Below are 25,173 nucleotides of genomic sequence, written 5' to 3' on the forward strand. Positions count from 1 at the left end.
GGCTTTAGCTGCTACGGATGTGCTTTCCACGGTGATGCCGTTGCCCGCTCCAACCGCCAAACTTACAGTGTCACCTTGGCCTCCACCTGTTAGGCCGTTTCCGGCAATGATGCTCTGGTTGGCTTCACCTGATCGCACCCATTCAGTACTGTTGAATACATAGTTCTTGTTTTCTGCATCCACATAGACACTCCAACCTTCTTGGGGTACGTAATATTCCCAGGATGATTGATAGTGAGCTATTTGGTTGGTCTTCCCAGCCCATACCCCAGTAGCACCTGCTGGTATGATGTACCTGTCTCCCGCTGCTGGTGAAGCAGGTGGTGCGGCGACAACTTTTGACTTGACACTATCCTGCCATTCCAACCCACGTATAGCATTATATATTTCAGTGTTGATTTTCTGACTTGACCATAAGGCAGTGCCAGATACACCCCCGTCATTTATCACCCGGTGTTTGGTTGCATCGTCTATGTGGGTTTTAATTTCCGCAGCAGTTTTTGTGTTACTGCCATCGGAAACCTTATTGACCTGGCCATTGGTAATGTCTGATTTCTTAACCTTGGCATAGGTGGTGCCATCTGATACATCATCCAACGTACCAGTCAGATCGGTTAGTTTCTGGGCATTGATCCTTTTCCAGGCAGCCCCATCATCAAAGTAGAGATACCCCATATTAGTGCTGCTTGTCACATAGTACAATCGACCCAACACACCCGCATTGGGCCTGACCGCCTCTGTCCCCGACATGGCCCTTCCCACGAAAATATTTGTGATGCCATCACCGATATACACTTCTTTTGTATCCGTACAAAAGCCCATCTCACCTACTGCCAGATTTCCTAATGCGGTTAGTTGGGTCTTTGTTCCACGTCTGATTTTAATTGTTTGTTGAGCCATTATTTCACCTCCCGAATAAAGTCGCCGCCGTCAATAACCCCAACGGCCTGGTATCTTTCTAGTTCCTCCTGAGTGGCTGTGATAGATGCCTGAAGCTTGTTCACATCCTCAGCTTCTACCGTGTCCCCAGGCGTTTCATAAGTGACGTATACCTTGGCGGTCGCGGCAAATATTTTGATTGACCGCTTCCAGGGAGTTTCTGCTGGTACCGAAACAATGAAATTTGTCACTTGCTCGCCGGTTAATTTAGGACCTGTATAAACCCGGATCGTGCTGTTGGTTATGTTGTCGTGGGCCAGCGTTCCCTCATATACCCCGTCCGTGATCGTGATTTCTTCTTCCATGACATACACACTGCCGGCAGCTTTTTTATTCAGCTTTTCCGTAAAGCGGTCAATTTCATTAGGATAAGGCATCGCTTACACCCCCAAATTAACGGAACCAAGTACCGGTATTTCTTCGTTTGCTAAGGCAATATTTGCCGTGGTACCGTTCAAGGTCAGGTCATGGTAATCTAATACTCCCGGGATACTTAGAAGCAGTGTGCCTATGCGGGCATGACTGACGTAATTCACTGCGAAAGCAATGTCTTTGAGATGCTCCGTCAAAGCAGCTGCAAAGGTCTCCGACACGCTTTGCAGGCTGTACCCTGCCGCTAAAACCACGATGGCGGTTGCATTTACAGGTTTCCCAATGCCGGACACAACCGTCACATTTGCCCCGATGGGCCGAACACTTTCTATATGCTCTGCCGCAGCGGTTGTTAATACTTGTGTAGCCGGCTGACGTTCAGAATCGACAATCACCACCTTCACTGTACCGGGGCCATTCCAGAGAGGAAATACCTTGGCCTCACCGACCCCCGGTACTTCCGTGGCCCACTTTTGGTAGTGATAGATATTGCCTGAAGTGATGGGCCGCTGTACCTGGAGCCGGTATCGATTCAGTAATGCTGCATCCGTCTCGGTATCCTCCCCTGGCACCAGCACCTCGGCCAATTCCGCTCTGACCAGACCCGGTACGTAATCAATGGGCAGCATACTGCCCAGGGGCCGATTGCCTGACGAGCCGGCTGTTTCACACTCCATTGCGTACTGCCCGCTGGAAAGCTTATTGACGGCCATATAATTTAAGCCTTCAATGGAAAAACGGCTGCCCATTGGTACGTCCAGCGGCGTGTCGCTATTGCCGTAGAATAACCCTTTTCGTTTTGTTTTGGTGGCTAATTGCCTGGTCATCCCCAGTTCCTCTGTACGCAGCTCCAAATAATCTCCGTTGGAGGTGCTGGCAAAGGCCAGACTGGTGTTAATCTCCAGTTCTATATACATTTGCGCCAGTTCCGCCGCAGCCGGGGCCAGGGCATCATAGATGATGCTGCCCTCCCGTTTATCCATGGTGTTGGGCACCCGGGCTAACATGCGCTGGAGGATGGCTTCGTAAGTTTGTTGTTCATACATGATGGATCACCTTCCGGTTTACATTGAAGCTGCCGTACGGGGTTAAAACTGCAAAGGTTGCCAGTGCCTGATCTTCGTCAAAGGTGATCTGCATATCTTCGATAGCCTTAATCCGGTCATCTTGCAACAATGCCTCCTGAATACGGCGCTTCAATTCAGATTTAATAAATGATCTGCTTTTACCCAATAAATCAGCTAACTCAATACCATAGTTCCCATATATGGGATAGTTGTATTTTTCAGTTTGCAGCAGCTTGAAAACTGCTTGTTTGATCGCCTCGATATCGTCCGTCATACCAGCAATCCGATTAGCTGCCAGGTCAAGCCTATAGGTATAGCTTGGCTGTTGTTCTAAACCAATCATTTGATTAACGCTTAAACTGCCACCCTGCGGAATCATACTCAACCCACCCTATCTAAAACGATATATTGCTGACCCCCCTGCACCCGCAGCAGGATTAATTTGTCTCCTGCCGCCAAAGGGGCCAGGGGCATCTTTCCTCGGGTAATCGTGACTTCTTCGCCGTACAGCCTTGTAGCACCCGTCCATTGTTCTTCACTTTCATCTTCCACGACAACCCCCGTTAGAAAATTCCCTTTGGCCTTTATGCTAAACTTTTCGTCACTCGCCCTAAGAAATCTCAAACTCTCAGGGACAACTAAAAAATCCCCTGTGAGAGTAAAACGCTGGTCAATGTTTACTTCCAGAGGATTCCCTTTGGTCACAGTACCGAAGAGTACCGCCATGGGATTGCTGGCTTCGACGGCTCCTACTCCAGCCTGCTTAACCAGATCAAGCAAACTCATAATCGATTCACCACCTTTAAATCTAGTGACATGGTATGGTCCGACCCGTCAAATCGATGCGTACACTCATTGATCAAAAACGGTTGATTAATCCCAAATTCATCAAGCACGACTCGGACATAGGTTCCCGCCCGAAGCCGGATATCGCCAATGGCATCAATGGTCATGTTTCGGCTTTCCCGATTTTTTAAGGCCATGGTTTGGGCCAGGGTTGCATGAATTTGGGCGGCATTTTGGCTTTCGTCTGCCACTTGGTAAAGTTGAAGTTTACCCCATTTAGCAATGTTGGCCTTGTCCTGTTGGACATATACATCCCGTCGGCCTGTATTTTTGTTGTCCTTTACGATTTTAATATAGTTGTAGGTATCTGTATCAATCGAACGCTTATGGCTAAAATCGTAGACCAGACTTCGGTTGCCGATATAAAAGTTCACCATTAAGTCTCGGACATTCCGTAGCGTTAGGAAGCCAAAGTCATCATAGAACACAAAGTTTTCACCGGCATTGATCAATGTAACGGTCAGTGCTTTACAAATGATATCCATGAGCTTTGTGTTATCTTCCACCAGGGTTGGCATCCTGTAACCGGTATCAGCCAACTCCCCCACGGGCAAATTAAAATCCTTAGCAATCCTTCGGATCACCTCCGTCGCTGTTACGTTGGAAAATACGTAGGTATCGCTGGCCATGAGGTAGCGTAATTGGTCATAGGCTAAAATTTTAACCACTTCGTCACTACCGCTATCAATGGTAAAGATATAGCCATAGAAAACATTCATCCCACCCGCTTTAAACCGAATAATGTCACCGGGTGCGTATTTAAAACTCGGGTCCCCATAAATTTCGCCCTTAATCAAGGAAACTTCCATACTCCCGGCAGAACCAAGGTAGCTGGTTTTCCAGGTTATTTCGGATATCAGGCTGGATATGTTCCATAAATTGCCGTCCCGGTTATCAATGATGATTTCAAATATGGTTGATCACCCCCTTAAGTTCAGGTACCTGCTTAATCCTGTGGTATTTTCAGCACCATGCCTACCTGTAGTTTCTTTAGATTTGCATCCGCTATATTATTCAGCTTCTGGATATCCCGCCAGCGTCCATCACGCCCAAAGACTTTCATACCCACTTGCCAGAGATTGTCTCCCGGTTGCAGTGTGTATGTTAGGGGCCGTACTCTGGTATCCGGCGCAGACGGTTGTTTGTGCAGTACGGTATTGCCGTTCGCAGCTTTTGCCTCAACTATTTTCTGTGCTGCGTAAAATTTGTACTCTTTCAGGGTGATGGCGTATTCAATATCACCCGGGGAACCAGCGACTTCTTTCCAGTCAAATTTTTCGATAGAGGCTGCTATGTTGATATCTTGTTCTGATTCTGATTGATCTTGAGGTAACATCGCGTTAGAGCCAACAAAGATAAACCGTATCGGGTGCTTGGTCTGCATCCATTTTCGAATATCTTCAATATATTTCATTGGTTTAAAAAGCGGTGCCACAACAAAAGGGTATTGGATTGCCGGGAAAATACTACTAAAGCTAACCTCCATTAGTTTCGGACTTTCAATTACGTTAATTTCTCCTGAACCGATTAAGTCAGCATCTTTTAGGGCTGTGCTGCCACGTGGACCTACAATAGCATAGGTTTTCCCCTGCCCACCCCGTGCAATATCGATTGACTCAGGATTAACCGGAATCCTCCAGCCTTCCGCGTTGTTATTAAAACTCAAAAATATTTCGTATTTATAACTTGCCATTACCGATATACCCCTTCCGCATTCTGAGCCATCTCTCTTGTCATCGCTTCCTCAATCTGACGAATCATTTTGTTAACATCCATTGGTTGGTGTATATCCCCGGTGGTTACCTGAACCGTTGGCGTTAGGGTAACAAAGTTTTGAATATTTTTCATCTCAGCAAGATCCCGCATCGCTGCGAGGTCCTCTGAAGGGATATCTACCTTATCATTGATTTTGCCACCCCCGCCAACCTTGTCTACCCCGGAAATCCCGCCTGCAACACCCCATTTATCTAAACCATCCCGCTTAAAAGCTTCACCTGCTCCCGCCATTCTGTTCATCAAACCGGCTCCGGTGCTGTATCCTGACTGAAAGTTTTCCCTCAAGTCCTTTTGATTCATCCTGTATTTTGATAGGTCAACAACACCCTTGTCGGTGGTGGGTTTGAATTTGTCAACAATTTTGTCAATAACGCTAGTATCAAATTTACCAATTAGCTCAAAGTTTGTGCTAAACTTCTCGTTGCCTTTCTTAATCAACCAGTCTAATCCAGCAGCGATCCCATTTATTAATCCACCAAAATATTCCACTACGTTTTTAATCATGTCGTAAAATAGTTTCTGAACAGCATAGACCGGGTCGATAAAGATGTTGCCCAGGAATTCAGCAAAAGCCAATATCTGGTTCCATGCAAAGGCAATAGAGTTGGAAATCATCGCAAATAAGGTATAGAAAATCCCGATGGCAAAACCAACCATCTGCTCGGTGGTCACCCCAAACTGCCGCAGAGCAAAGACCACTAGACCCACCGCCGCTACAACCGCCAGTATTGGCCAGTTTATAGCCAGCCAAGCGGCAGCGCTGGTATAAAGGGGCGGAATCATAGCCCACAGTTTGGCAACCAGGGTAGGGATGTAAGTTGCCCCCCAGGCAAGCAGCATAGCGGAGATTTCCGGTCCGTAGTCAGCCACCAGTTGAAATATCCACTGTACTGCTTGGATTATATGTGTAAGTCCTTGGACAGCTAACCCCAAACCCTGGCTAAGCATATCAAAAAACACTTGGAATTTGCCTGCCTGGAACGCATCGTTGAGCATTACGATGATTGGCAGCAACCCTTTCACGGCTGCCCCGCCGGCATTGGCAAAGGCTGTTCTTACGTTGTTGCCCAGAATCTCCATTTGCTTAGCCGGGCTTTTCAGCATGGTTTCAAAGGCGGCTTGCCCCATGCCCTGCTTTTCCAGCAGTTGATCAAAGGCTTTGATAAAACCATCAACATCACCTGATTTACCTAGTTCATCCAGGCCAAAGGCCCGTATATCCGCCTCGGGTAGATTAAAACTCCCTGCTAAGGATGCAATATCGCCGGACCAGACTCCTTTAAGTGCAGCAGCAGCCCCTTCAATGCCGTTGCCAGCGCTGTCGAAAGCACTCAGCCGCTGGGCTAGGCTGTTTAATCCCGTCAGTTGATCCGTATTTTGAGTCACTGGGAAAAAGGATAGGGTCGATTGCAAGGATTTGTTTACATCCTGGCCAGCCGCCATCGCATCTGCCTTAAACCGCTCAAACATGGCTGTCCCGACCTGTGCATCACCTGTACGGGCGATAAACAGATCCTGCATTCTTTGTTGTTCCATGGCACCACCAAGGGTGGCCTTAAATAATTCCTGGACATTAGGATTGGCAGCCAGGCCTTTAAGCTTGCTTAACCTGCCAGCAATCCCACCGCCACCACCGTCTCCACCTCCACCGCCACCTCCCGGCGGTAAGCGCAGTCTTTCGATTGCCCCAAGCAGTTGTGTTACCAATCGCTGCAGCCCCGTTAGCAAGTTGTTTAGATTGCCAGGGAGCGTTAGGCTTAGCCGAGCCGTAATGGTGCCAATTCGGGAAATGATTTGTGCCCGGAGGGCACTGGCTTGCCTTAGGGCCCTTGCTGTATCCAAGCGTACCTGAACCACGATGCCCGAAGTCCCTAAACCACGCCAGGCTGAATTGATCTGCGTCCGCAGGGATGCAAGGTTTAGATTCAAACGAACTCTAATCGGGGGCGGCGCAGGTACTTGCAAGGCCCTCTGAAGCCGCCCCATAGCACTCACTGCAGCATTCACTTGGCTTACTACTCGTTGCAAAGGTTGGGAAAATTGATCAAACATTTTTAGCGTTGTCGATACCGTGGCCAATTAATCACCTTCTTTTCATCTGGCGCTTCCGTTCCTGTTTTTCCCTCCTTACACGCACATCTATCATGGCCATAATCGCGGCCTTTTCAGGCCGCGACATGCTCACAAAATCATGTGGCAGGATATGAAGTTCATGGAGGGCATAGTAAGCATAATTCGCCTCACCATCGCCCTCCTGGATTAGTTTTTTACCTCTTCAATTAGTTCACTAACATCCTTATCAAAGCCGTTCAGTTCTTGTACCTTTTGAATCAATGCAGCATACTCCCCAGGCAACAGCATCTTACGCAAGAGCGCATCTGCCCCCTTTACTTGGTAGGATTCCTGCAAGGCCGCATCCTTTAGGTTCGGAAAAACCACACTGGAGACAGCAAGCCTGGCAATATATTCCTCGGAGTCTACCTCGGTGGTATAGCCACTGTTCTTAACCTTTATCCGCTTGGTGGCTGACTTGCGAATGGCCTCGTTTTCAGCCTCGGTCATGCTGCGGATTTTCCAAGGCACCGGCTGACTAGCTTTGTCCTTGAATCGCTCGGATACAATAAATTCCTCCGTAATATCTGCCAGATTGTTCTGGGCAAAGAATACACTTAAATCACTCATTGCTGATACCTCCTAAATCTTATTAGCCCAACACCGGGGCACTGAAGCTATCCAGGATATCAATATCTTCAAAGGTAAAATCAATCTCTTCATCCAAAAACTCATTTTCCGTATCCACCTTAGCCAGGATAACACTGTTAAGATTAACGTTTTTCAGCACGACAGTTTGCCTGCCGATACTGGAACCTGGGTCCTCGTTAACAATTTGGATGTCAAAGTAGGTGTCCTTGCCTGTTTTGATGTAATCTAGCATCAGCTGCCGAAATAGGGTTGTGGCATAGTAAATTGTCATGCTCCCACTGCCGCTCCAGCCAGTGGCTTTATGCTGCGTGCCACGACGGCCCAAGGCCCTCATTTCTGACTTTTGCTTTTCAACCTTTCCCTCCAGGGTTTTTACGTAGAACATTTCTTCGACATTGCCGTTAATCGTCGCGTAGGCTCGACCTTCTTGACCGGAGACGGCATCATTGGCCTTGAAAAATCCCACCTATCTCACCTGCACTTTCATATAGATTTTTTCAACGGAATCCACCGGCTGCACATTGGTTTCAACATACACACTGTCTGATTCATTGCCTGGCAGCACGACAACATCCCTTTGGGCATCAAAGTTTTGGATGGCAGCGATACCCTGCAATGTTCCTAGGTAGCTGTTGTATTCGTTTTTCAGCAAGTTACGGCCATCTTCGTCGTTATCCACCTTGCCGATATAAAAGGCCTCAAAGATTCGCCTAAAATCATTGTTAATACCATCCAATACCCGGATAACCCGATTCTTGGCAAAGGGCCGGCCTTTGTCAGTGGTAAAACCCGTCAAGGTATTAATATCCTGTTCTACCAAGGCACGGCCATTGTTTGGCGTAAACACAAACTCCCCGGCTTTTAAGGCAGCTACTATTTGTGAGTTTGTATACCTTGGCGAAGCATCGATGGCATCATCATAGGCTTGATAAGTAAGCGACTCATTGATTTTGGCCCCGGCAGTGGCACCGGCTACCCACGCCACTGCTTGGGCTGCTGTGAGGGTTGTGCCGTCAGCTAGCAGCACGCCATTCTTAACCGATATAACACCCTCGTAATCAGCAGTCGGGTAGTTTTCAACTACCCGTTGTATTTTAAAGCCCTCTTCATCCCGCAAACGTTTTACAAAGGATGTGTACAGGGATTTCAGCGTTGGGTCCGACGCTGCTAAACCGATGGTATTAAATTCATGGACTTCCACAGCAGCCAGATAATCCGTGTGATCCTGGTTGGTCACTGTGCCATTGGCCCCGCCGGTCAGAGGTAAGGCTACGGTTTCCTCTAGTGCCCCAGTGCCGCTGAAGGTTACCCAGGAATTTGCTTTGAGTCCGGCAATATTTCCAACTGTTTGCAAGTCTACCTCTACCCCATTGACCAGGGTTCTTACATCAAACTCCGTTTCGTCATCCATGTTTCGTTGAATGATGATTGCAATGTCATTGCCTCGAATGCCACCATGCAGGGCCGTAACGGTCAATCCTGTGTGGGTTGCTGTGGCTTTGGTCCCAACATTAAGCCGATACAGCAACAGTGTTTTAGCCCTTTTCAAGGCCTCCCGAACCAATAGCAGTTCCGGGGCCGTGATATCGTAACCCAGGCTGTCTTGCAGTTTTTCTCCGGCTTGAATGGTAATGATTTCTTTTGCAGCAGCCCAGGGTAGTGCCAGGGCTAGGGTTACAATGCCGCGGTCACCTACCGTTCCAAGGGAGTTTGGTTCGCTGGCGAAGTTCACATACACGCCAGGGCGAACTTTGTTTTGACTAGTCCATGTACCACCGGCCATTTATTCCACCGTCCTTTTCATAAATTCCTTAATCTTCTGGACAGCCTCTTCTCGGGTATAGGTCTGTCCGTCCTCCAGTACAGCGTTCAAAAGGTCTTTTTGCTGGGGGGTAAATTTACTGGCGGCTAAAAATTGCTGTTTCGTATATGGGATCGGCTGTTTTACTTTTTTTTCTTTCGTCATGTTTTATATCTCCCTCCTGTTCTAATTCTCGCATTTTGGGGATCGCTGGCTTTTCTCGGATAATATGAAAATCATAATTTACAAAGAAATGGAGTACGCCATCTATCATTTCGTGATACAGCTTGCTTCCCCGGACCACGCTACCAGATAGCTGGATATACTCCAGATGTTCATATAGCTGCCCAGCCATAACCTGCATGGCTTCATTGGTAGCAGCAAAATAATGGATATCAAAGGCATGGTACCGTTTATAGCGACGATTAAATTCCCGGCCTTGGGCTGTCGGAAACAGCTTCACAAAAAAACAAGGCTCTGCCAAGCCCTGTTCGATTTCTTCGTCGCATATTTTTATAGCCGGGAAATGCTGATTTAGTACCGCAATGACGGCCTCACGTACATCATTTACAATGATCACTCACCCCCTAACCTAAAATATCCCGTAAAAGTTGTGCCTGCCCCCTTTCAATGTAAGCTGGCAATTCCCTGGCAATCTCCTGCATGGATATTTTGACCATAAATCGGCCTTCAACCCAGACACCGTTGCTGCCAGCCTGCATCTCTGTTTTAGCCCCCGAAATATATTTGAATATATTTCCTTCCCCTCCCCCTGGCAGCCAGTGGGTATAAAAACCATTTTCGATAAAGGAGGCGTATGCCAGATTGTTAAATATCTCTACGAAATAACTGTTTCCTTGTCTTTCTACCCGGCCAACCAACCAGTTGCGCCTTAAGTCTCCGGTATTAACTGGCGTACGCAGCTTGATTTTGGCAACAGCCCGATAGGCCAGTTCGATTAGTAATTCTCGGATAAGTTTGTCGACAACCCGGTCGTCCACGGCTTTCTGAAATCTCTTAGCCAATTTCTTAAACTCGTCAAATTCAAAGCTACCTAGCCCAGTCATTAGACCCTATCCCCCCATTACAATTTAATATTCTGCATGGCTGTTTTAGCCCCCGCAGTGGGTAACACGGATAACTGAGCCATGCCTCAATCAAAAAGGCCCCAGGTGGGGGCCCTTATTTTAACACGCAGATCGGCATTATCAGTGGGGCTGTCAGCCATGTTCTCTTCAATAAAGCTTTCGGTAAGCTTATGGCTTCTATAACACCCTGCTGTGGCTATTGTTTTAGTAATTTTCCTCACCTCTCTTTCGGATATAACAAAAGCACCTACTATTTCAGCAGGTGCTTTTATAAAGAAGAAACCGCCCATCTCCAGGCGGTTTTCACAATACCATCATAGCATGAAATGCTGTGTACTGGTGTGCACTCTTTATGTTTTAGTCTAATAATTTTAATGCCTTCGAATGTATCCGATGTATCCATCTAATTCTAATCTGGAATCCGTTAGGCGTGTACTTCCCCGGGGCCCTATAATATCATATGTTTTCCCCAAAACAAAACCACCTTCGAAAAAGAGGGCTTTATGGTATAATATTCCTTGTACAATCGAAAAGGCTCCTCAAGGGTGGTCTGGCTCATCCCCGGTAGAAAGGGGGTGGGACTATGACAGCATTTGAATCGTTGATGTTGATGCTAACTTTTGGCATCTTAATCGTGACTATGTTGTCGCATGATAGAAAGAAGTAGACCTCCCTGAGCCCACAAGCAAACGGGAGGTCTACTCTTTCGTAGTAAACTTGAGCCAGCCCCTCAGAGGGCTACTGTTGTACTTTGACTGTAGGTGTTGTAGCACCTGCAGTCGTTTATTTTGTAGTATGCCTTATTTAAGCCTATAATACCATAATAAGTGATTTAGTTAAACCAAAAATTATCAACTTTGAATTAAGCAGACTTACGCTGGCTCCTTTTGGTCTTCTCAGTCTTTAATCTAATTTATCAATCGCATCTTCGAAAGCGTCTCGATACTGTGCGAACTTCCCTGTATCTAAAATATTACTTTCATCGTTTGCTACAGGCTTGCGCTGCTTAATCTGATTATACAAAACATCTATCTCCGAAGATAGTTTAGGCCATATCGATTTTACCTGAGAATATTTTGTATCATCCAATCCATTAACGTAACTATCATATTCAGCCTTCTTTGCCATAGCTAAGCCGAGCTGTTCTATAGTAAAATCAATATCTAAGGTTCCTCCGGTACTACCCGTTCCCCGTGCACTGTAATATCGGATATCGCAAAACCCTTTATTCCAAACATCACCCACGACCCAATTCCTTATTTCACTTAGCTTACGCATTTCTGTATTTTTGCCACTGCCGAAAGAATTGCTCTCATTTTGACCAACGCTCAATAACCCACCTAAAAGCGCATCAAAAAGCTTATCATCTTCTGCGATTTTCCAGATCCCCTGATCCTTAGAAAGCTTTATCTCCACAGTGCTTGTAATAGTTTTATTCTCTTCCCGATTTATCAGGTTAATGAATATTTCAGAGAACTTCTTATCCAATTCAGCTTCATTCAGTCCAGAGAATGCAAGCGGAAAAGCCTGAGAGAAAAGATCGGCCATTACATTTTTCATATCTATATTGGTTATTTCCGCACTAACCGTGGCAGTATCCCCTGACTCCGACGAAGATAAAATTTTGTAATTGAGATTCTTTAAGATAAGCTTCCTCATTTCCTTTGGTTCCTCGTTTGATTTAGGATCATTTTTCTCCCTGTCACTTTCTGTTAAAACTTTGTTGTAATCAATGTATTTCGAAGCTTTCTCAACATCCGCTACCTTAATAGCATCAAAAGCATTTTTAACAGCCTGTTCTGGGGATTCCCTATTCCCGCAACCAGCAAGCCCAAAAATCAATGCCACAACAAGGCCAAAGATAAACCACCGTTTTTTGTAAAATCCTTTTTTGTTCATCGACACAAACACTCCCCCTATAAAGGTAGTTACTATTTCAATGCTTACATAATACCACCGAAGGAGGATTTTCCTTGTCGAACTCTGCCAAAACCTACTTTTTAAGCTTTGCGGCGTCTTTCTTTTCCTTTTAACACGTACATCGGCATTATCACTGGGGCTGTTAGCCAGATTCTCTTCAATAAAGCTTTCGATAAGCTCATTGTTTTTATAACACCCTGCTGTGGCTATTGTTTTAATGATTTTCCTCACCCCACTTTCGGATATAACAAAAGCACCTACTATTTCAGCAGGTGCTTTTATAAAAAAGAAACCGCCCATCTCCAGGCGGTTTTCACAATACCATCATAGCATGAAATGCTGTGTACTGGTGTGCACTCTTTATGTTTTAGTCTAATAATTTTAATGCCTCGGAATGTATCCGATGTATCCAGCGCCAACTATAATGCATATCCGCAGCGATCTGCTCCCAAGTTTTTAAATCTAAATATCTGGCCCGGATTAAGTAACCTTCCCTTTGCGGTAGAACACCAATCGCTTTTTCAATCTTGGCCAACAAGGCATAAGACCCTTGCAGTTGGCCGTTAATTTCGTCCTGTACCTCCATGATCTTAGCCACCAGACCCGCTATTTTATCCTTGTTATAACCGCCGCCCCTAGGAGCATGGTTCAGAATGGTGGTCTGTTTGGTTGCCTCTGTCTCTAACTCCAGCAATTTATCTTTAAGTCGCTGAATATTCCGGCGTACCCAGTAATATTCTTGCAGTTCCTGTTTTGTCATTCTTTATACCTCCTTTATTGCAGCCCAATTATCACCATTGGTGTTAATTGTTTTATAATTAACACTATTAGTTGTATAAATGGGCCTAAAAATATTCTCTAAAGAACAATTGTATAAATTAGCCATCTTTATTGCCAATTTAACGGATGGCTGTTTACGCCCGCCCTCAATCTGATATATTGCACTTGGTGTTATCCCTAAAAGCGGGGTAATTTCTTTCGCTGTTTTATAGCCAGCTTTTAGCCTCAATTCCTTTAGATGGCTCATCTTTCGATCACCTCCTGCAACCCATAATATCACCAATTGTTGTATTATGAAAATACCTTTTAACACTATTAGTTGTAATGCCAAGCAATTTAAGAAAATTAAGACCCACTCTCTCAAAATACCATTCAATCACTAAAAATATCACTATTAGTTGTGTTGCAAGGAATGATTTTTTGTATATAATATAACTAGGGGTGATAATCTTGATTGGAAAAAGAATAAAAGAATTAAGAACAATCAAAGAGTTAACGCAGGCAGAATTAGCAAAACATTTAGAAGTAACGACATCTTCAGTTGGTATGTATGAATCTGGGACAAGGAACCCTAGCTACGAGGTAATGGTAAAGCTAGCAAATTTCTTTAATGTTTCGGTTGACTACCTGTTGGGAAAATCACCTTTTAAGAACGCGCAAGAAGAACAATACTCCATTATGATTGCTGCAATCAAAGCAGTCATCCATCGTGAAGATACCCATGCTCTGTTTTGGGACACAGCAAGGGAGCTACTTCATTCTAGCAGTCACATATACACCCCAAATACCTTACTCTATCTATCTCACATCCTGGATAAACTAAAACGGCCTGTAACAGATGTCGAATATTATGATTTATGTTTATTCGTTTCCAATGGTTTTAAGTGGCCAACGGATTATCAAGGGCCGGTAATCGTAAAGATAAAAAACGAGGAAATTCCGATACCCCTCGATTATTGGAAAATAGAGAAAGTTACCCTAGATGAATCGACAAGTAGGATCACTTATATCGAAACGAACAACCAAAGCTTTTCCGAATTGAAAGGGTCTCATCATTCCGACAAAATCACCATAAATAAAAGCAAAATAACAGAACCAAACCATACGGATACCTACCAGCTCAGCCAAATTCCTGTAGTAGGTGTTATTCGGGCTGGCGAGCCACTCTTTGCTGAACAAAATATAATCAGTTACGAATATCTTCCTGAACAGCTCACTAAATCCGGTGAATATTTTGGTCTCAAAGTTACTGGCGATTCGATGAATCTTTCCCGTATAAACAATGGCGATATCGTAATTGTTCGCCAGCAACCAACCGTTGAAAACGGTGAGATCGCTGTTGTTTTAGTTAATGGTGAAGATGCTACCATTAAAAAGTTTTATTGTTCCGAGTCTACTGTTACTTTGTTACCAAATAGCACGAACCAGGACCATCAACCACGATTTATTGATCTAGCAGAAACCGAAGTTAAGGTTTTAGGAAAGGTCATCAAAGTAATTGTAAACCTATAAGAAGAGTTGGCCTTTCCACAAACCAAACTGTAAATGCCCTAAGACCATGCTGACACGAATAGTCTATTGGCCTGTTGTCCTGGGCAATAAAAAAAGAGACCTCCCAAAAGTTCAGCGAACTTATGAAGGGTCTCTAATTTTTTTAATTTCCCAGGTTGCCTTTACGGTATGCACATTAACCAAAACCCCTGTTATTTATGATGCTTTCGGATAATATAAACAACCCCACAGGCACTACTTGCCTCGGGGTTGTATCTACTGATTATCATATTATTATACAGATTAGTCCGCCACTGCCTTCGTTAACAATTCTTTGCAGGGTCTCTTGAAGCTTAACCTGGGCATTCTCTGGCATTCTGTGCAATTTATTTTGAATCCCTTCCCGCACTAGATCATGCAGGGTTTTACCAAAGATTTCAGATTCCCAGATTTTTTGCGGGTTCTCATCAAAACCAGCTAACATGTATTGCACCAGTTCTTCACACTGCTTTTCGGTACCAATAATCGGAGTAATTTCCGTGGTAATATCCGCCCGAATAACATGCAAGGAAGGGGCACTGGCCTTTAGTTTTACCCCAAAGCGATTCCCTTGTCGAATTAATTCCGGCTCTTCCAAATTCATTTCATCCAGTCTCGGTGTAACAACCCCATAACCGGTATCACGGACTTCGGATAGGGCAGTGGACACCTTATCATACTCCCGCTTGGCCACAGACAATTCCTTCATCAGTCTAAACAGATGATGTTCCCCTTCAATTTCAAAACCAGTTTCCTCCGTTAATATCCGATAGTAAAGGTCTGATTTGGCTACCATCTCAATGGAAGCTGACCCGGTACCCATATTCATCTGCTTCAAGTTCACTTGATTAACAAAATCATAACCATCCAGGTTGCTTACAGCTGTCTCAATGTCCCTCAATCGACGTACATGACGTACCGTATCCCGGACAGCATCTTCAAAACTCTGTCTGAGCCAATGCTTGCTATCCAATTCCTCAATCCATAGGGGCAAACTAATATTAACTTCATTAACGGGGAATTCAAAGAGAACTTGTTGTAATATTTGCATAACATCTTGCTGTGTTAACTCGGCACAGTCTATGGGCAGCACAGGAACATCATATTTTTCTTCCAATTCGGCTACGATTTGTTCGGTTTCACTGGCTTGGGGTTTGATGGTGTTGAGCACGATGACAAAGGGTTTATTGATATCCCTTAGTTCTTCGACCACTCTCTCTTCGGCATCAATATAATTTTCCCTTGGAATATCCGTTATTGTTCCATCGGTGGTAACCACAACACCAATGGTAGAATGTTCGGAAATAACTTTCCTCGTACCGATTTCGGCCGCTTCCTGAAAGGGAATCGGTTCCTCATACCAGGGTGTTGTTACCATGCGGGGGCCTTCCTCTTCCTCATAGCCAAGGGCACCCAGAACACGATAACCAACACAATCCACTAACCTCATGTTTACCTTGAGGCTAGGATTAACTGTAATTTCAATTGCCTCATTCGGGACAAACTTAGGCTCCGTGGTCATGATTGTTCTGCCTGCTCCGCTTTGAGGAAGCTCATCCTTAGCCCGTTCTTTATCATAGACATTTTTAATATTGGGAATTACCACTAATTCCATAAACCTTTTAATAAAAGTGGATTTACCGGTCCGCACCCCGCCGACTACACCGAGGTAGATATCTCCCCCGGTCCTCTCCGCTATATCGCGGAAGATATCCATCTTTTCCATATAAGTCTATCCCTCCTTAAAAATTCAAAAAATTATAGGGAAATTTATATTGAAATACTGCATCCCTCCTCCGCGAAATGGACCGTAGAGACCGGAAAAGCTTCTCTTGGAGGATAAAGGTAGTCCCCTCTTCCTGAATTATTTTCCATTGGCATACATTAACATTATATATATATGTACCGCGAGGTAGTTTATGACATAAATTTATGCCCTCTTTACTTTACTTGCCATTAAACTTCCATTGTTTAAAAGATATTTCATAACTTTACCTTTATGACTGTTAACAAATCGGATTATAAAATTTTTGCTAACAACAAATTGTAACCAATTTATCTTAATACCATATATTGACTATAAAAGGAGGTTATCTAAATGGGATATGGATTAGGCCCGGGAATGAATAAACCTGGCAAGAAACCGATTCATGATCAACCTATGGTAAAACCGCCAACTCAGAAAAAACCGATTACGCAACAACCGAAAAAACCGGTTGCACCTCAGTTTCCCTTTGATCTTGGCAAACTTTTTGGCAACAAGTGGCACAGGTAAATAACTAATTTTATACGATTGATGCATAAAAAAAGAAAGCTAGGCTCGCCAGCTTTCTTTTTATTTATTCGGTTTTATTGGTTAGAAGAATTTCCTCAACTTCATTCTTTTTACCTCTACCCATTAAATTAAGCACCGCATCCCTAGGGGATAGTCCTTCAAATAATACCTTATTGGTCTGGTCCGTGATGGGCATTTCCACTCCCTGCTTTTGGGCCAACTTGTAGGCTACCCCAGTGGTACGGATACCTTCCACTACCATATTTACACTACCCACAGCCCCCTGGATGCTTTTGCCTTGACCGATGGCAATGCCGCACCTGCGGTTTCTGCTGTGCATACTGGTACAGGTAACGATTAAATCTCCTACCCCGGCTAATCCAGCAAAGGTAATCAAATTTGCTCCCATGCTGTAACCCAGCCTCGTTATTTCTGCCAGCCCCCTGGTCATCATGGCTGCTTTCGTGTTATCACCAAAGCCCAACCCGTCAGCAATACCGGTACCCAAGGCAATAATATTTTTTAAAGCCCCGCCTAATTCAACACCGATGAGATCCGGGTTCGTATAAACCCGAAAATCCTGGGACATAAAAAGGTCTTGGACATATTCTGCCATTTTTATTTCCTGGGCTGCTGCGACCACGGCAGTTGGAATATTTAGCCCCACTTCCTCCGCGTGGCTTGGTCCCGAAAGAACAACATAGCGGTTTAATACTTCTTGCCCCAACTCACTGACACATACCTCAGATAATCTCGAAAGGGTACTTTCTTCCAATCCCTTAGCGACATTAATAATGACTGCATCCTTTCTCATATAGGGAAAGGATACCTTCAATAAGTCCCGAAAACCATGGGATGGTACCCCAAAAACCACTGCTTCAGCCTGATGAAGAACTTCTTCCAGGTCAGTACCTGCCGCAATGGAAGGATTTAGTTTAATCCCCGGCAGGTATCTTTTGTTTTCCCCCTGGTTTATTTGCTGAGCCAGTTCGGGCCTTCTGGCCCAAAGTACCACATAATTGTTGTTTTGGGCTAGCACTTGGGCCAGAGCTGTTGCCCAACTGCCAGCCCCAATCATGGCTACCTTGGTCATTTCCGGTCCCCCAATCCTACATTTTTTTGCGTTCGATTTTAAACTCCGTACCCTTTAGAATGCGACCGATATTCGCTGAATGTTTCCAAACAGCAAAGCATGCAACTACTATAGAAAAAATTAAATAGTTTTTATTTTGGTTAAATAAGGCCACCCAAATGGGCAGTGAAATTGCCCCCAGTATGGAGCCAAGTGAAACATACCGACTAATCGCTACCGTAGTCAACCAAACTAAAAACGCTAGTAGTAAGGGGATCGGTGCTAGTGCTAAGATTGCACCCGCTCCGGTAGCAATAATCTTGCCACCCTTAAATTTAAGCCATAACGGCCAACTATGGCCTGCCATAACTGCAAGGGCAGCAGCCATTACATGAATATCCGTATTTTCTAGCTGTTTAGCAAGCAACACCGCTGAGATACCCTTCAGCATATCAAAAATTAGCACAATTATGCCGGGAATCTTACCTAACGTGCGCCATACATTGGTTGTACCAATGTTACCGCTCCCATGCTGACGGATATCAATCCCCTTCCAAAAGCGTGCCAACAAAAATCCGAAGGGAATGGACCCGATCAAGTATGCCCCAGCAATAATCATCAGTGTGGTTGCAGTAACCAATGTTTATTCCTCCGAATCTGTTAAAACTAATAAACTGGGTTAAATATCATTTCCTTCTCTTTTCCTGAGGAAAATTCGAATGGGGGTTCCCTCAAAACCGTAGGTATCTCTTATTTTATTCTCTAAATAACGTTGATATGAAAAATGCATGATTTCCGGTTCATTAACAAATAAAATAAATGTCGGTGGTTTTACACCACCCTGGGTGGCATAGAAAATTTTAAGTCTACGATGTTTATCCGCAGGGGGTGGATTATGTTGGGTCGCTTCGCGGATCAAATTATTTAGATCAGAGGTTGCTACGCGCTTACTTGCTTCTTCAGCTACAAAATCCACTGTTTCTATCACTTTAGGCAAACGTTGTTTGGTTAAGGCTGAAATATACAAAGTGGGGGCATAGCTGAGGAAGGTCAATTCCCCTCGCATTTTCTTTTCAAATTTATTCATGGTCTTGTCATCTTTTTCTATTAAATCCCACTTGTTATACACTAAGATAATGGCTTTACCCTTATCATGGGCATAGCCAACGATTCTTTTATCCTGTTCCGCTATTTCTTCCGTGGCATCAAAAATCATTAAAGCCACATCACAACGATCAACTGCTCTCAGGGCACGAAGCACACTGTACCTTTCAGCGGGTAGGTCTATTTTTCCGCGGCGTCTCATGCCCGCCGTATCCACCAGGACATAGTTCTTGCCGTTTCGTTCAAAGGTCGAGTCGATGGCATCCCTTGTGGTTCCAGGAATGTCACTTACGATAACCCGTTCCTCCCCTAGAATGGCATTTACTAAGGAAGATTTACCAACATTGGGCCTGCCGATAACCGCAATACGAATGGTATCCGGCGGATAGGCATCCTCCTCTTGGTCTGGTAGTTTACTTACCAATTCATCTAACATATCACCTGTATTTAAACCTTCAGCGGCGGATACAGGTATCGGTTCACCGAGTCCCAGTTGGTAAAAATCATAGTAGGGTATTTTATCAAAATGTTCAACTTTATTGGCCACCAAAATAACTGGTTTATCTGCCCTCCTGAGAGTCCGTGCCACTTCCTCATCGATGGCTGTGAGCCCTTCTCTGGCATCCACCGCGAACAGGATAACATCTGCTTCATTGATTGCCAATTCAGCCTGTTTTCTAATTTGGGCGGTTATAACATCCTCTGCAAAGTCCAAGCCACCTGTATCAACCAGGGTAAATTCTCGACCCTGCCATTCGGCATCTTGATATAATCGATCCCTGGTTACCCCAGGCATATCCTCTACAATCGCAATACGTTCACCAACAATACGGTTAAAGAGAGTCGATTTCCCTACATTGGGTCGCCCCACAATGGCTACTATGGGTTTGGGCAAGGGTTTTCCCCCTTTTCTCAAAATTTAATATAACCATGCAGCGTAGATAAATTCATAACCTTTCATAATAAAACCGATTGGTTACCTATTTCGCTGGTCATGGCCGCGAGCTTTATTGGCATGTCTTTATTTCGGGTTATTTTACGCATGGCCCATGGTTCATGGCCCATTTCAAAAGTGTTAACAACCCACATACCATTATATTCAATGATTAAATTATTTTCTTTCCATTCTTACCAATTCATTACCGCTTTAATCTCCAAGGCTAGTTCAACCAGGTCCTGTGGTCCCTCCACTACCCGAACAGGTACACCCAGTTGTTCCGATACATCGGTTACTGTCAGGTCATCCAAAAAAACTTCTTCTCCGTCCCTAAGCATAACGGTAGGTACTACTAACCGATCCCCAATATCTTTGCCCTTTAAGGCCTTGATGATATCTCCGGCTGTCAAGAGACCGGCCACGGTAACGCTTTCACCAAAGAAATGATTTGAAACTACCTCTAGCTGTACACTTAAACCATGAATAAGGTTTAACCGATCTGCCACCGGTTGTAAAAACGTTTCACCGGAGATACCAGTAACGAGAGTTGCTGAAAGTTTACCTGGGATTTTATCCGGTAAGGTTTCCTCTACTTCTTGCCACTCATCTAAAAACAATCTGGCCAGGCCAACCCCATTTTCCGTTTGTGGAAAATCAGCATAATTTTCCCTAGGTGGAATCGGTTTTCCTGCCATAACGTAAAATTCATCCGAGGCATAGACAAAGGGGTAATCCCTCTTGCCTAAAAATTCTTTCTGATATTCCTCAATGCTATCAATTATCTGCTGTGCCTCTGCCTGATTAAAGGTCCTCAAATTATAAAGGCTTTCCCTATATTTGGTCAGACCAACGGGAACCACCGCCAGTGAGTGAAGCTGTGGCCATAGTTTAGCCAGATCCTGGATGGATCTGTCTAATTCCTTCCCATCATTGATTTCCGGGCAGAGCACGATCTGGGTGTGCATTTCAATGCCACCCTCTGCCAGTAGCTTTAGTTGCTCCATTATTTTACCTGCATGTCGATTGTTTAACATGCGGGACCTTAGTTCAGGGTTTGTTGTATGAACGGATATGTATAAGGGTCCTAATCTTTGTTCAACAATACGATGCAGTTCATCATCTTTTACATTGGTTAAAGAAACAAAGTTGCCCTGCCAAAAAGAAAGACGATAATCATCGTCTTTAATATACAGTGTTTCTCGCATACTGGGAGCCATTTGGTCAACAAAGCAAAACAGGCAACGGTTATGACATCTCCTGGTTGGACCAAAGGAGTTTTCGCCAAAGTCCACCCCTAAGTCTTCATCATAGTCCTTCTCAATTTCTATTTCCCATTCTTCGTTATTGACTGTGATGATCTTTGCTATCAGTTCTTCATTGGCACAAAGGAATCGATAATCCAATATATCTTGCAGGGGCCTATCGTTAATAGCAATAAGCCGGTCACCTGGTTGAATACCTATTTCCTCAGCAATACTATCTTGATCAATATCTGTTATCAGCAATCCGTTATTCTTCATTACAAAACTCCCCAATACAAAGCTCCCCAATGGATGACGTACTTCATCAATTATCCACCATCTTCCAGTGTTAGTCAAGTTTAGTGTTGCACGATTAGGTAGGTTCCATTTCCCAAGTCATGTACTGTGCTTTGTAAAACATTGGAAACGTGAATTGCTAGTTTTTCTCTTTCAGCCTCATCCCTCGCTACTAAAATTGGGACATCACCCTGAATGGTATCTGGTGCAATGGTAACAGCTGCTACAATACTTCCCTTAGACAGATTTATTCCTCCCCAAAGTTAATCTGCAGCATACCTGCCAGCCTTCGATTTAAGGGGTCTGGAAGCTGCACTTTCCAGTACAGGCGTCTGTTTAACTGCCTCAATTAGTGCCTTCATATCCGGTTCGTTAGGAACAATATAAAATCCTATTCGCCCGGTATCAGGATCCTTCCTTAACATCGGTGTATATTCCGGTAAATCGACATCCTTCTTCGTTCCCAAAATCGTTCCGGCAGTATGAGCGATGGCCAACCTTTGGCCAATATCATGAATGGTAGCCCTGGCATCATCATTTTTAGGCTTTATTAATACGGCCAGCCCATCTCTCAGGATCTGCTCCCGGCGGCCCTTTAGCCCCACAGACATGATATTAATATGATCTACATATAGAATCGTATCTTTAAAATACAATTTGGCAGGTACCACTTCACAGATATTGCCAATGGTCTCCCCGGATTTAAACAGCAGGCTAATTAATACTAAAACAAAACCCGCAGCTATACCAGGAATCGTTCCCAAGAACTGTACAATCAAGGCGGTTAAAAAGGCCGTTGCCATAACTAAATAATTGCGAGCCTCAAAGGTCCGGGCTATCCCCTCAATATAATCATTCCCACGCTGGATAAGCTCACTTTCTTCCAGGCTCTCCAAAGTTTGTCTTTCCATACTCCGAATCTCCCTAAATTGCTGGGCTGCCAGTGCTAAAAAAGTAAAGGCTGCATAATCTGGCTCGATCAATGCAGGCACCGCAATGGCCCCCAGTGCCGCAGCAATAAAACCCAAGGAAATATGTGTAACAAACCCATGGGGATAACCGGGATACTGCCGATAATCCACCCTTAGGAGAGCCAACCGGGACAAAGCACCAGCAGCAATCCCGATAACAATAACCAATAAATATTTTTCCATATCATCCCCCCTATTCGTCATCAGCCATCAGCCATCCGCTAAATGGCTATAACCCATGCACAAAAAGCTGAGGGCTAACGACGAATGGCTAAATAAGGCTGCCGCCTCCCTGGGAAGTCGGCAGCCTCTGTGTTTAATCCTTGGTTACATCGTCACGCTGATCAATTACCGCCCTATCTGCATTACCGGCGGTCTTTTCGGGTTGATCCTTGGTTTTGGTTGCACTCTTCTTCGTGCCGATTTTTTTCAAGGGACCGAGGTAGTTTGTAAATTCCTTACCTAAATCAGAAATCCCCTTTAAACTACCCGTGCTGATTAATATGTATCCTCCGCCAAGGAGCAGGGTTAGGCCAAGTATCCATCCCACCGCCTTCCAACCTCCGGAGCCGCCGTCGCCTGTTGCACCGCCACCCGTACCCTGACCAGGAGCTTGGGTTGCCGGTCCACCCTCAATACCTAATACTACGGGTACTGCATCGGCAAATAAAGCTACGCCATTTTCTGCTTGCTGTTTGGTATTGGTATGGGTGCCCGCTTCGATAAGCAGAGCGGTTGGCATTAAATCTTGGTTGTAATTGCCCTTGGCCATAAAAATTTCTTTAACAATTTTAGGGTGAACCTTATTGGAGTAAGACATCATCCTTCTGGCAAAATCAAGGTTGGCCTGCATATGAGGATTTTGCCGTCCCACCACTAGTCTGAGCATACTAACATCCATATCCGCCACTTTTGCTGAATAGTAATTGGGGTCAGGAATGCCATCCCGGTGTACATCGATCATGGCAATGGGGTTTTGCTGCATAATTTTGGTTGCTGTTCTTCTGGAACGCTGGTAGGCAGCATTATCATGGGGGTCATGGGGTGTTTTATCATAAATGATTTCACCCCCGCTTTTTTCCTTAAGCCGCTCAACAAAGGCTTGTCCTACATCGTAAATACCGCCCTTAAAGGGGATACTCTCCGTCCCATCCGTGGGAACATAGGCTTCCGCGCTATGGGTATGATAAACCCCTACGGCACCTTTCTTAGGTGCTGCTGCAGCCATAGCCAGTCTTTCATCTGTATAAAATTCATTCCAGGCAAGCAGTCTTTTATCCACACCTAGGGATTTCACAATGGCCTTATCTTTGTCAACCTTAACCACACGATAGTGTTTTCCCTCTGCATTAATTATCTCATCCCCAGTGGCGACACCGCGGCAGGCCTGACTAATCATGTTTCCGGTTTCATCCACAATGTTTATGAATTTACCTACAGAGTGATCCACTTCTTCTCCGGCTAGGATGGAGGCCGGATTCCAAGCAGGTAGCGTCCTCTCCGCAAAGCTTAGTCTGCCAATGATACCTAGACCCATTAGAATACAACAAAAGCCTACAATAATGTGGAATTGCTTAGTTTTCAAGACGATCTACCTCCTCTTGATCTAAACCATCCGGTCTTTCCTTATCTGCCGAGGATTTTTTTCTATCCTTTTTATCAAATTCCGGTTTGCGTAAACCTGCCAATAAAGCATCCGGCTTTCCTTCGGAACGGGGTCCCCCTTGTAACCTTTCCCTGGTTTCCCCAATTAAATCTGCTATTAATACCGCCAAGATACCTGAAATTACAATAACATCAAAGGCCCCTGCACCACCAATGCTTTTCAAGGCATTGGTAGCGTTATTTTGCAACATGTAGAAGTAATTTGCTGCATCCCATAAAATAATTCCCAATGTTGCGCCAATAAAGGCACTGCGGCGAGAACGTCCAGCCACATAGGCAATGACTGCTGCTATAATTGGAAAAACATAAAGGGGATCAATAAAACCTAAGGCACCTCCGGCTGGTTCTCCAAGACCACTCATCATACGGGTACTGATAAAATAAATGACCACACCTGTTAAAGCCGCCGAAATTAACGCCCTTGTTACCTCTTTTCCTGTACCAGCTTTCGCTAACAGATAAACTGCCAGGGCCACAGGAATCAGAGCACCCCCAACATTAATCTCTAATGGTACCCTCATACCAGGTATGGGAATGTTAATAAAACTACCCACAATCAGGGCTACAATAACCGCTAAGGCACCTTTGTCCGTCAACCTCATACGGTCAAGGGCCCGTTGGGCAATACCAAAAAAGATTAGCAGGGATACTACAATAAGCACAATAAGTCCCAGGGGAAAACGAGTCATAACCTTTCCTCCTTTATATTTTATTGCATCTGAAAAATAGATTTCCCTTTGGAGGTGAAATTATGCAACTCATTAAACAGGTATAGCGTCTCTGGGTAAT

The 25,173-nt window shown here is 44.7% G+C and carries 28 protein-coding genes; 3 read left to right on the forward strand and 25 right to left on the reverse strand.

Annotation, left to right across the window (positions count from 1 at the left end; translation table 11 throughout):
- From AC1U9Z_RS06950 to AC1U9Z_RS07010, 13 genes are all read right to left on the reverse strand, one after another.
- Positions 1 to 900, reverse strand: a 900-nt coding sequence (locus AC1U9Z_RS06950) for a DUF2793 domain-containing protein (protein WP_479956545.1), incomplete at its 3' end; no start/stop codon positions are given.
- Positions 900 to 1,316 carry a phosphoglucomutase gene (locus tag AC1U9Z_RS06955; RefSeq protein ID WP_479956548.1) on the reverse strand — a complete coding sequence of 139 codons (417 nt, stop codon included), beginning with the start codon at positions 1,314 to 1,316 and terminating at the stop codon, positions 900 to 902. The genes AC1U9Z_RS06950 and AC1U9Z_RS06955, both read right to left, overlap by 1 nt.
- A 3-nt stretch (positions 1,317 to 1,319) precedes the next feature.
- Positions 1,320 to 2,357: a baseplate J/gp47 family protein gene (locus AC1U9Z_RS06960; RefSeq protein WP_479956550.1), complete on the reverse strand. Its 1,038-nt coding sequence runs from the start codon at positions 2,355 to 2,357 to the stop codon at positions 1,320 to 1,322.
- Entirely contained in the window at positions 2,350 to 2,757 is a 408-nt protein-coding gene (locus AC1U9Z_RS06965; RefSeq protein WP_479956552.1) for a DUF2634 domain-containing protein, read from the reverse strand. The genes AC1U9Z_RS06960 and AC1U9Z_RS06965 overlap by 8 nt, the downstream gene beginning before the upstream one ends.
- A gap of 2 nt (positions 2,758 to 2,759) precedes the next feature.
- Entirely contained in the window at positions 2,760 to 3,164 is a 405-nt protein-coding gene (locus AC1U9Z_RS06970) for a DUF2577 domain-containing protein (RefSeq protein WP_479956554.1), read from the reverse strand.
- Entirely contained in the window at positions 3,161 to 4,138 is a 978-nt protein-coding gene (locus AC1U9Z_RS06975) for an XkdQ/YqbQ family protein (protein ID WP_479956702.1), read from the reverse strand. Before AC1U9Z_RS06975 ends, AC1U9Z_RS06970 begins: the two co-directional genes overlap by 4 nt.
- Before the next feature lie 32 nt (positions 4,139 to 4,170).
- Positions 4,171 to 4,917 (reverse strand): LysM peptidoglycan-binding domain-containing protein, encoded by a 747-nt coding sequence (locus tag AC1U9Z_RS06980; protein WP_479956556.1) that lies wholly within the window; start codon positions 4,915 to 4,917, stop codon positions 4,171 to 4,173.
- Complete coding sequence (locus AC1U9Z_RS06985) at positions 4,917 to 7,079, reverse strand: hypothetical protein (protein WP_479956558.1); 2,163 nt, start codon at positions 7,077 to 7,079, stop codon at positions 4,917 to 4,919. The genes AC1U9Z_RS06980 and AC1U9Z_RS06985 overlap by 1 nt, the downstream gene beginning before the upstream one ends.
- Before the next feature lie 180 nt (positions 7,080 to 7,259).
- On the reverse strand, positions 7,260 to 7,682 hold the full coding sequence (locus AC1U9Z_RS06990) for a phage tail assembly chaperone (protein ID WP_479956560.1): 423 nt from the start codon (positions 7,680 to 7,682) through the stop codon (positions 7,260 to 7,262).
- Between the two features lie 22 nt (positions 7,683 to 7,704).
- Entirely contained in the window at positions 7,705 to 8,169 is a 465-nt protein-coding gene (locus tag AC1U9Z_RS06995) for a phage tail tube protein (protein ID WP_479956562.1), read from the reverse strand.
- Positions 8,170 to 9,486 (reverse strand): phage tail sheath family protein, encoded by a 1,317-nt coding sequence (locus AC1U9Z_RS07000; RefSeq protein ID WP_479956563.1) that lies wholly within the window; start codon positions 9,484 to 9,486, stop codon positions 8,170 to 8,172.
- Positions 9,487 to 9,601: 115 nt separating this feature from the next.
- A complete protein-coding gene (locus AC1U9Z_RS07005) occupies positions 9,602 to 10,084 on the reverse strand; it encodes a phage tail terminator family protein (protein ID WP_479956565.1) in 483 nt (160 codons plus the stop codon).
- 7 nt (positions 10,085 to 10,091) lie between these two features.
- Positions 10,092 to 10,571 carry an HK97 gp10 family phage protein gene (locus tag AC1U9Z_RS07010; RefSeq protein ID WP_479956567.1) on the reverse strand — a complete coding sequence of 160 codons (480 nt, stop codon included), beginning with the start codon at positions 10,569 to 10,571 and terminating at the stop codon, positions 10,092 to 10,094.
- A 604-nt stretch (positions 10,572 to 11,175) separates the two neighbouring features.
- Between AC1U9Z_RS07010 and AC1U9Z_RS07015 the strand changes: the two genes are divergently transcribed.
- Positions 11,176 to 11,259 carry a putative holin-like toxin gene (locus tag AC1U9Z_RS07015; protein ID WP_442886030.1) on the forward strand — a complete coding sequence of 28 codons (84 nt, stop codon included), beginning with the start codon at positions 11,176 to 11,178 and terminating at the stop codon, positions 11,257 to 11,259.
- A 236-nt stretch (positions 11,260 to 11,495) separates the two neighbouring features.
- Here the strand turns inward: AC1U9Z_RS07015 and AC1U9Z_RS07020 are convergent, their stop codons facing one another.
- From AC1U9Z_RS07020 to AC1U9Z_RS07030, 3 genes are all read right to left on the reverse strand, one after another.
- Positions 11,496 to 12,812, reverse strand: a complete 1,317-nt coding sequence (locus tag AC1U9Z_RS07020; protein WP_479956568.1) for a hypothetical protein — start codon at positions 12,810 to 12,812, stop codon at positions 11,496 to 11,498.
- Between the two features lie 67 nt (positions 12,813 to 12,879).
- On the reverse strand, positions 12,880 to 13,272 hold the full coding sequence (locus AC1U9Z_RS07025; protein ID WP_479956570.1) for a sigma factor-like helix-turn-helix DNA-binding protein: 393 nt from the start codon (positions 13,270 to 13,272) through the stop codon (positions 12,880 to 12,882).
- 3 nt (positions 13,273 to 13,275) lie between these two features.
- Positions 13,276 to 13,539, reverse strand: coding sequence for a helix-turn-helix transcriptional regulator (locus AC1U9Z_RS07030; RefSeq protein WP_479956572.1), 264 nt, complete (start codon positions 13,537 to 13,539; stop codon positions 13,276 to 13,278).
- Between the two features lie 203 nt (positions 13,540 to 13,742).
- Between AC1U9Z_RS07030 and AC1U9Z_RS07035 the strand changes: the two genes are divergently transcribed.
- Positions 13,743 to 14,804, forward strand: coding sequence for a helix-turn-helix domain-containing protein (locus AC1U9Z_RS07035; RefSeq protein ID WP_479956574.1), 1,062 nt, complete (start codon positions 13,743 to 13,745; stop codon positions 14,802 to 14,804).
- A gap of 265 nt (positions 14,805 to 15,069) precedes the next feature.
- Here AC1U9Z_RS07035 and spoIVA read toward each other — a convergent pair whose 3' ends face one another.
- The gene (gene spoIVA, locus AC1U9Z_RS07040) at positions 15,070 to 16,548 is read right to left on the reverse strand and encodes a stage IV sporulation protein A (protein WP_479956576.1); all 1,479 of its coding nucleotides are present in this window, start codon (positions 16,546 to 16,548) and stop codon (positions 15,070 to 15,072) included.
- A 372-nt stretch (positions 16,549 to 16,920) separates the two neighbouring features.
- Between spoIVA and AC1U9Z_RS07045 the strand changes: the two genes are divergently transcribed.
- Positions 16,921 to 17,097, forward strand: a complete 177-nt coding sequence (locus AC1U9Z_RS07045; protein ID WP_479956578.1) for a hypothetical protein — start codon at positions 16,921 to 16,923, stop codon at positions 17,095 to 17,097.
- Positions 17,098 to 17,161: 64 nt separating this feature from the next.
- Here AC1U9Z_RS07045 and AC1U9Z_RS07050 read toward each other — a convergent pair whose 3' ends face one another.
- The 8 genes from AC1U9Z_RS07050 to AC1U9Z_RS07085 form a co-directional block, all read right to left on the reverse strand.
- Positions 17,162 to 18,190 carry an NAD(P)H-dependent glycerol-3-phosphate dehydrogenase gene (locus tag AC1U9Z_RS07050; RefSeq protein ID WP_479956580.1) on the reverse strand — a complete coding sequence of 343 codons (1,029 nt, stop codon included), beginning with the start codon at positions 18,188 to 18,190 and terminating at the stop codon, positions 17,162 to 17,164.
- Between the two features lie 16 nt (positions 18,191 to 18,206).
- A complete protein-coding gene (gene plsY, locus AC1U9Z_RS07055; protein WP_479956582.1) occupies positions 18,207 to 18,809 on the reverse strand; it encodes a glycerol-3-phosphate 1-O-acyltransferase PlsY in 603 nt (200 codons plus the stop codon).
- Positions 18,810 to 18,848: 39 nt separating this feature from the next.
- The gene (der, locus tag AC1U9Z_RS07060) at positions 18,849 to 20,168 is read right to left on the reverse strand and encodes a ribosome biogenesis GTPase Der (protein ID WP_479956584.1); all 1,320 of its coding nucleotides are present in this window, start codon (positions 20,166 to 20,168) and stop codon (positions 18,849 to 18,851) included.
- A 233-nt stretch (positions 20,169 to 20,401) separates the two neighbouring features.
- A complete protein-coding gene (locus AC1U9Z_RS07065; RefSeq protein ID WP_479956586.1) occupies positions 20,402 to 21,730 on the reverse strand; it encodes a DUF512 domain-containing protein in 1,329 nt (442 codons plus the stop codon).
- Between the two features lie 80 nt (positions 21,731 to 21,810).
- Entirely contained in the window at positions 21,811 to 21,999 is a 189-nt protein-coding gene (locus tag AC1U9Z_RS07070) for a capping complex subunit for YIEGIA (protein WP_479956704.1), read from the reverse strand.
- Between the two features lie 12 nt (positions 22,000 to 22,011).
- On the reverse strand, positions 22,012 to 22,902 hold the full coding sequence (locus tag AC1U9Z_RS07075) for a YIEGIA family protein (protein ID WP_479956589.1): 891 nt from the start codon (positions 22,900 to 22,902) through the stop codon (positions 22,012 to 22,014).
- Between the two features lie 133 nt (positions 22,903 to 23,035).
- Positions 23,036 to 24,304 carry a stage II sporulation protein P gene (gene spoIIP / locus AC1U9Z_RS07080; protein WP_479956591.1) on the reverse strand — a complete coding sequence of 423 codons (1,269 nt, stop codon included), beginning with the start codon at positions 24,302 to 24,304 and terminating at the stop codon, positions 23,036 to 23,038.
- A complete protein-coding gene (locus tag AC1U9Z_RS07085) occupies positions 24,294 to 25,073 on the reverse strand; it encodes a DUF1614 domain-containing protein (protein ID WP_479956593.1) in 780 nt (259 codons plus the stop codon). The genes spoIIP and AC1U9Z_RS07085 overlap by 11 nt, the downstream gene beginning before the upstream one ends.
- Positions 25,074 to 25,173 lie beyond the last annotated feature (100 nt).

It is taken from the genome of Desulfotomaculum sp. (assembly GCF_982386235.1).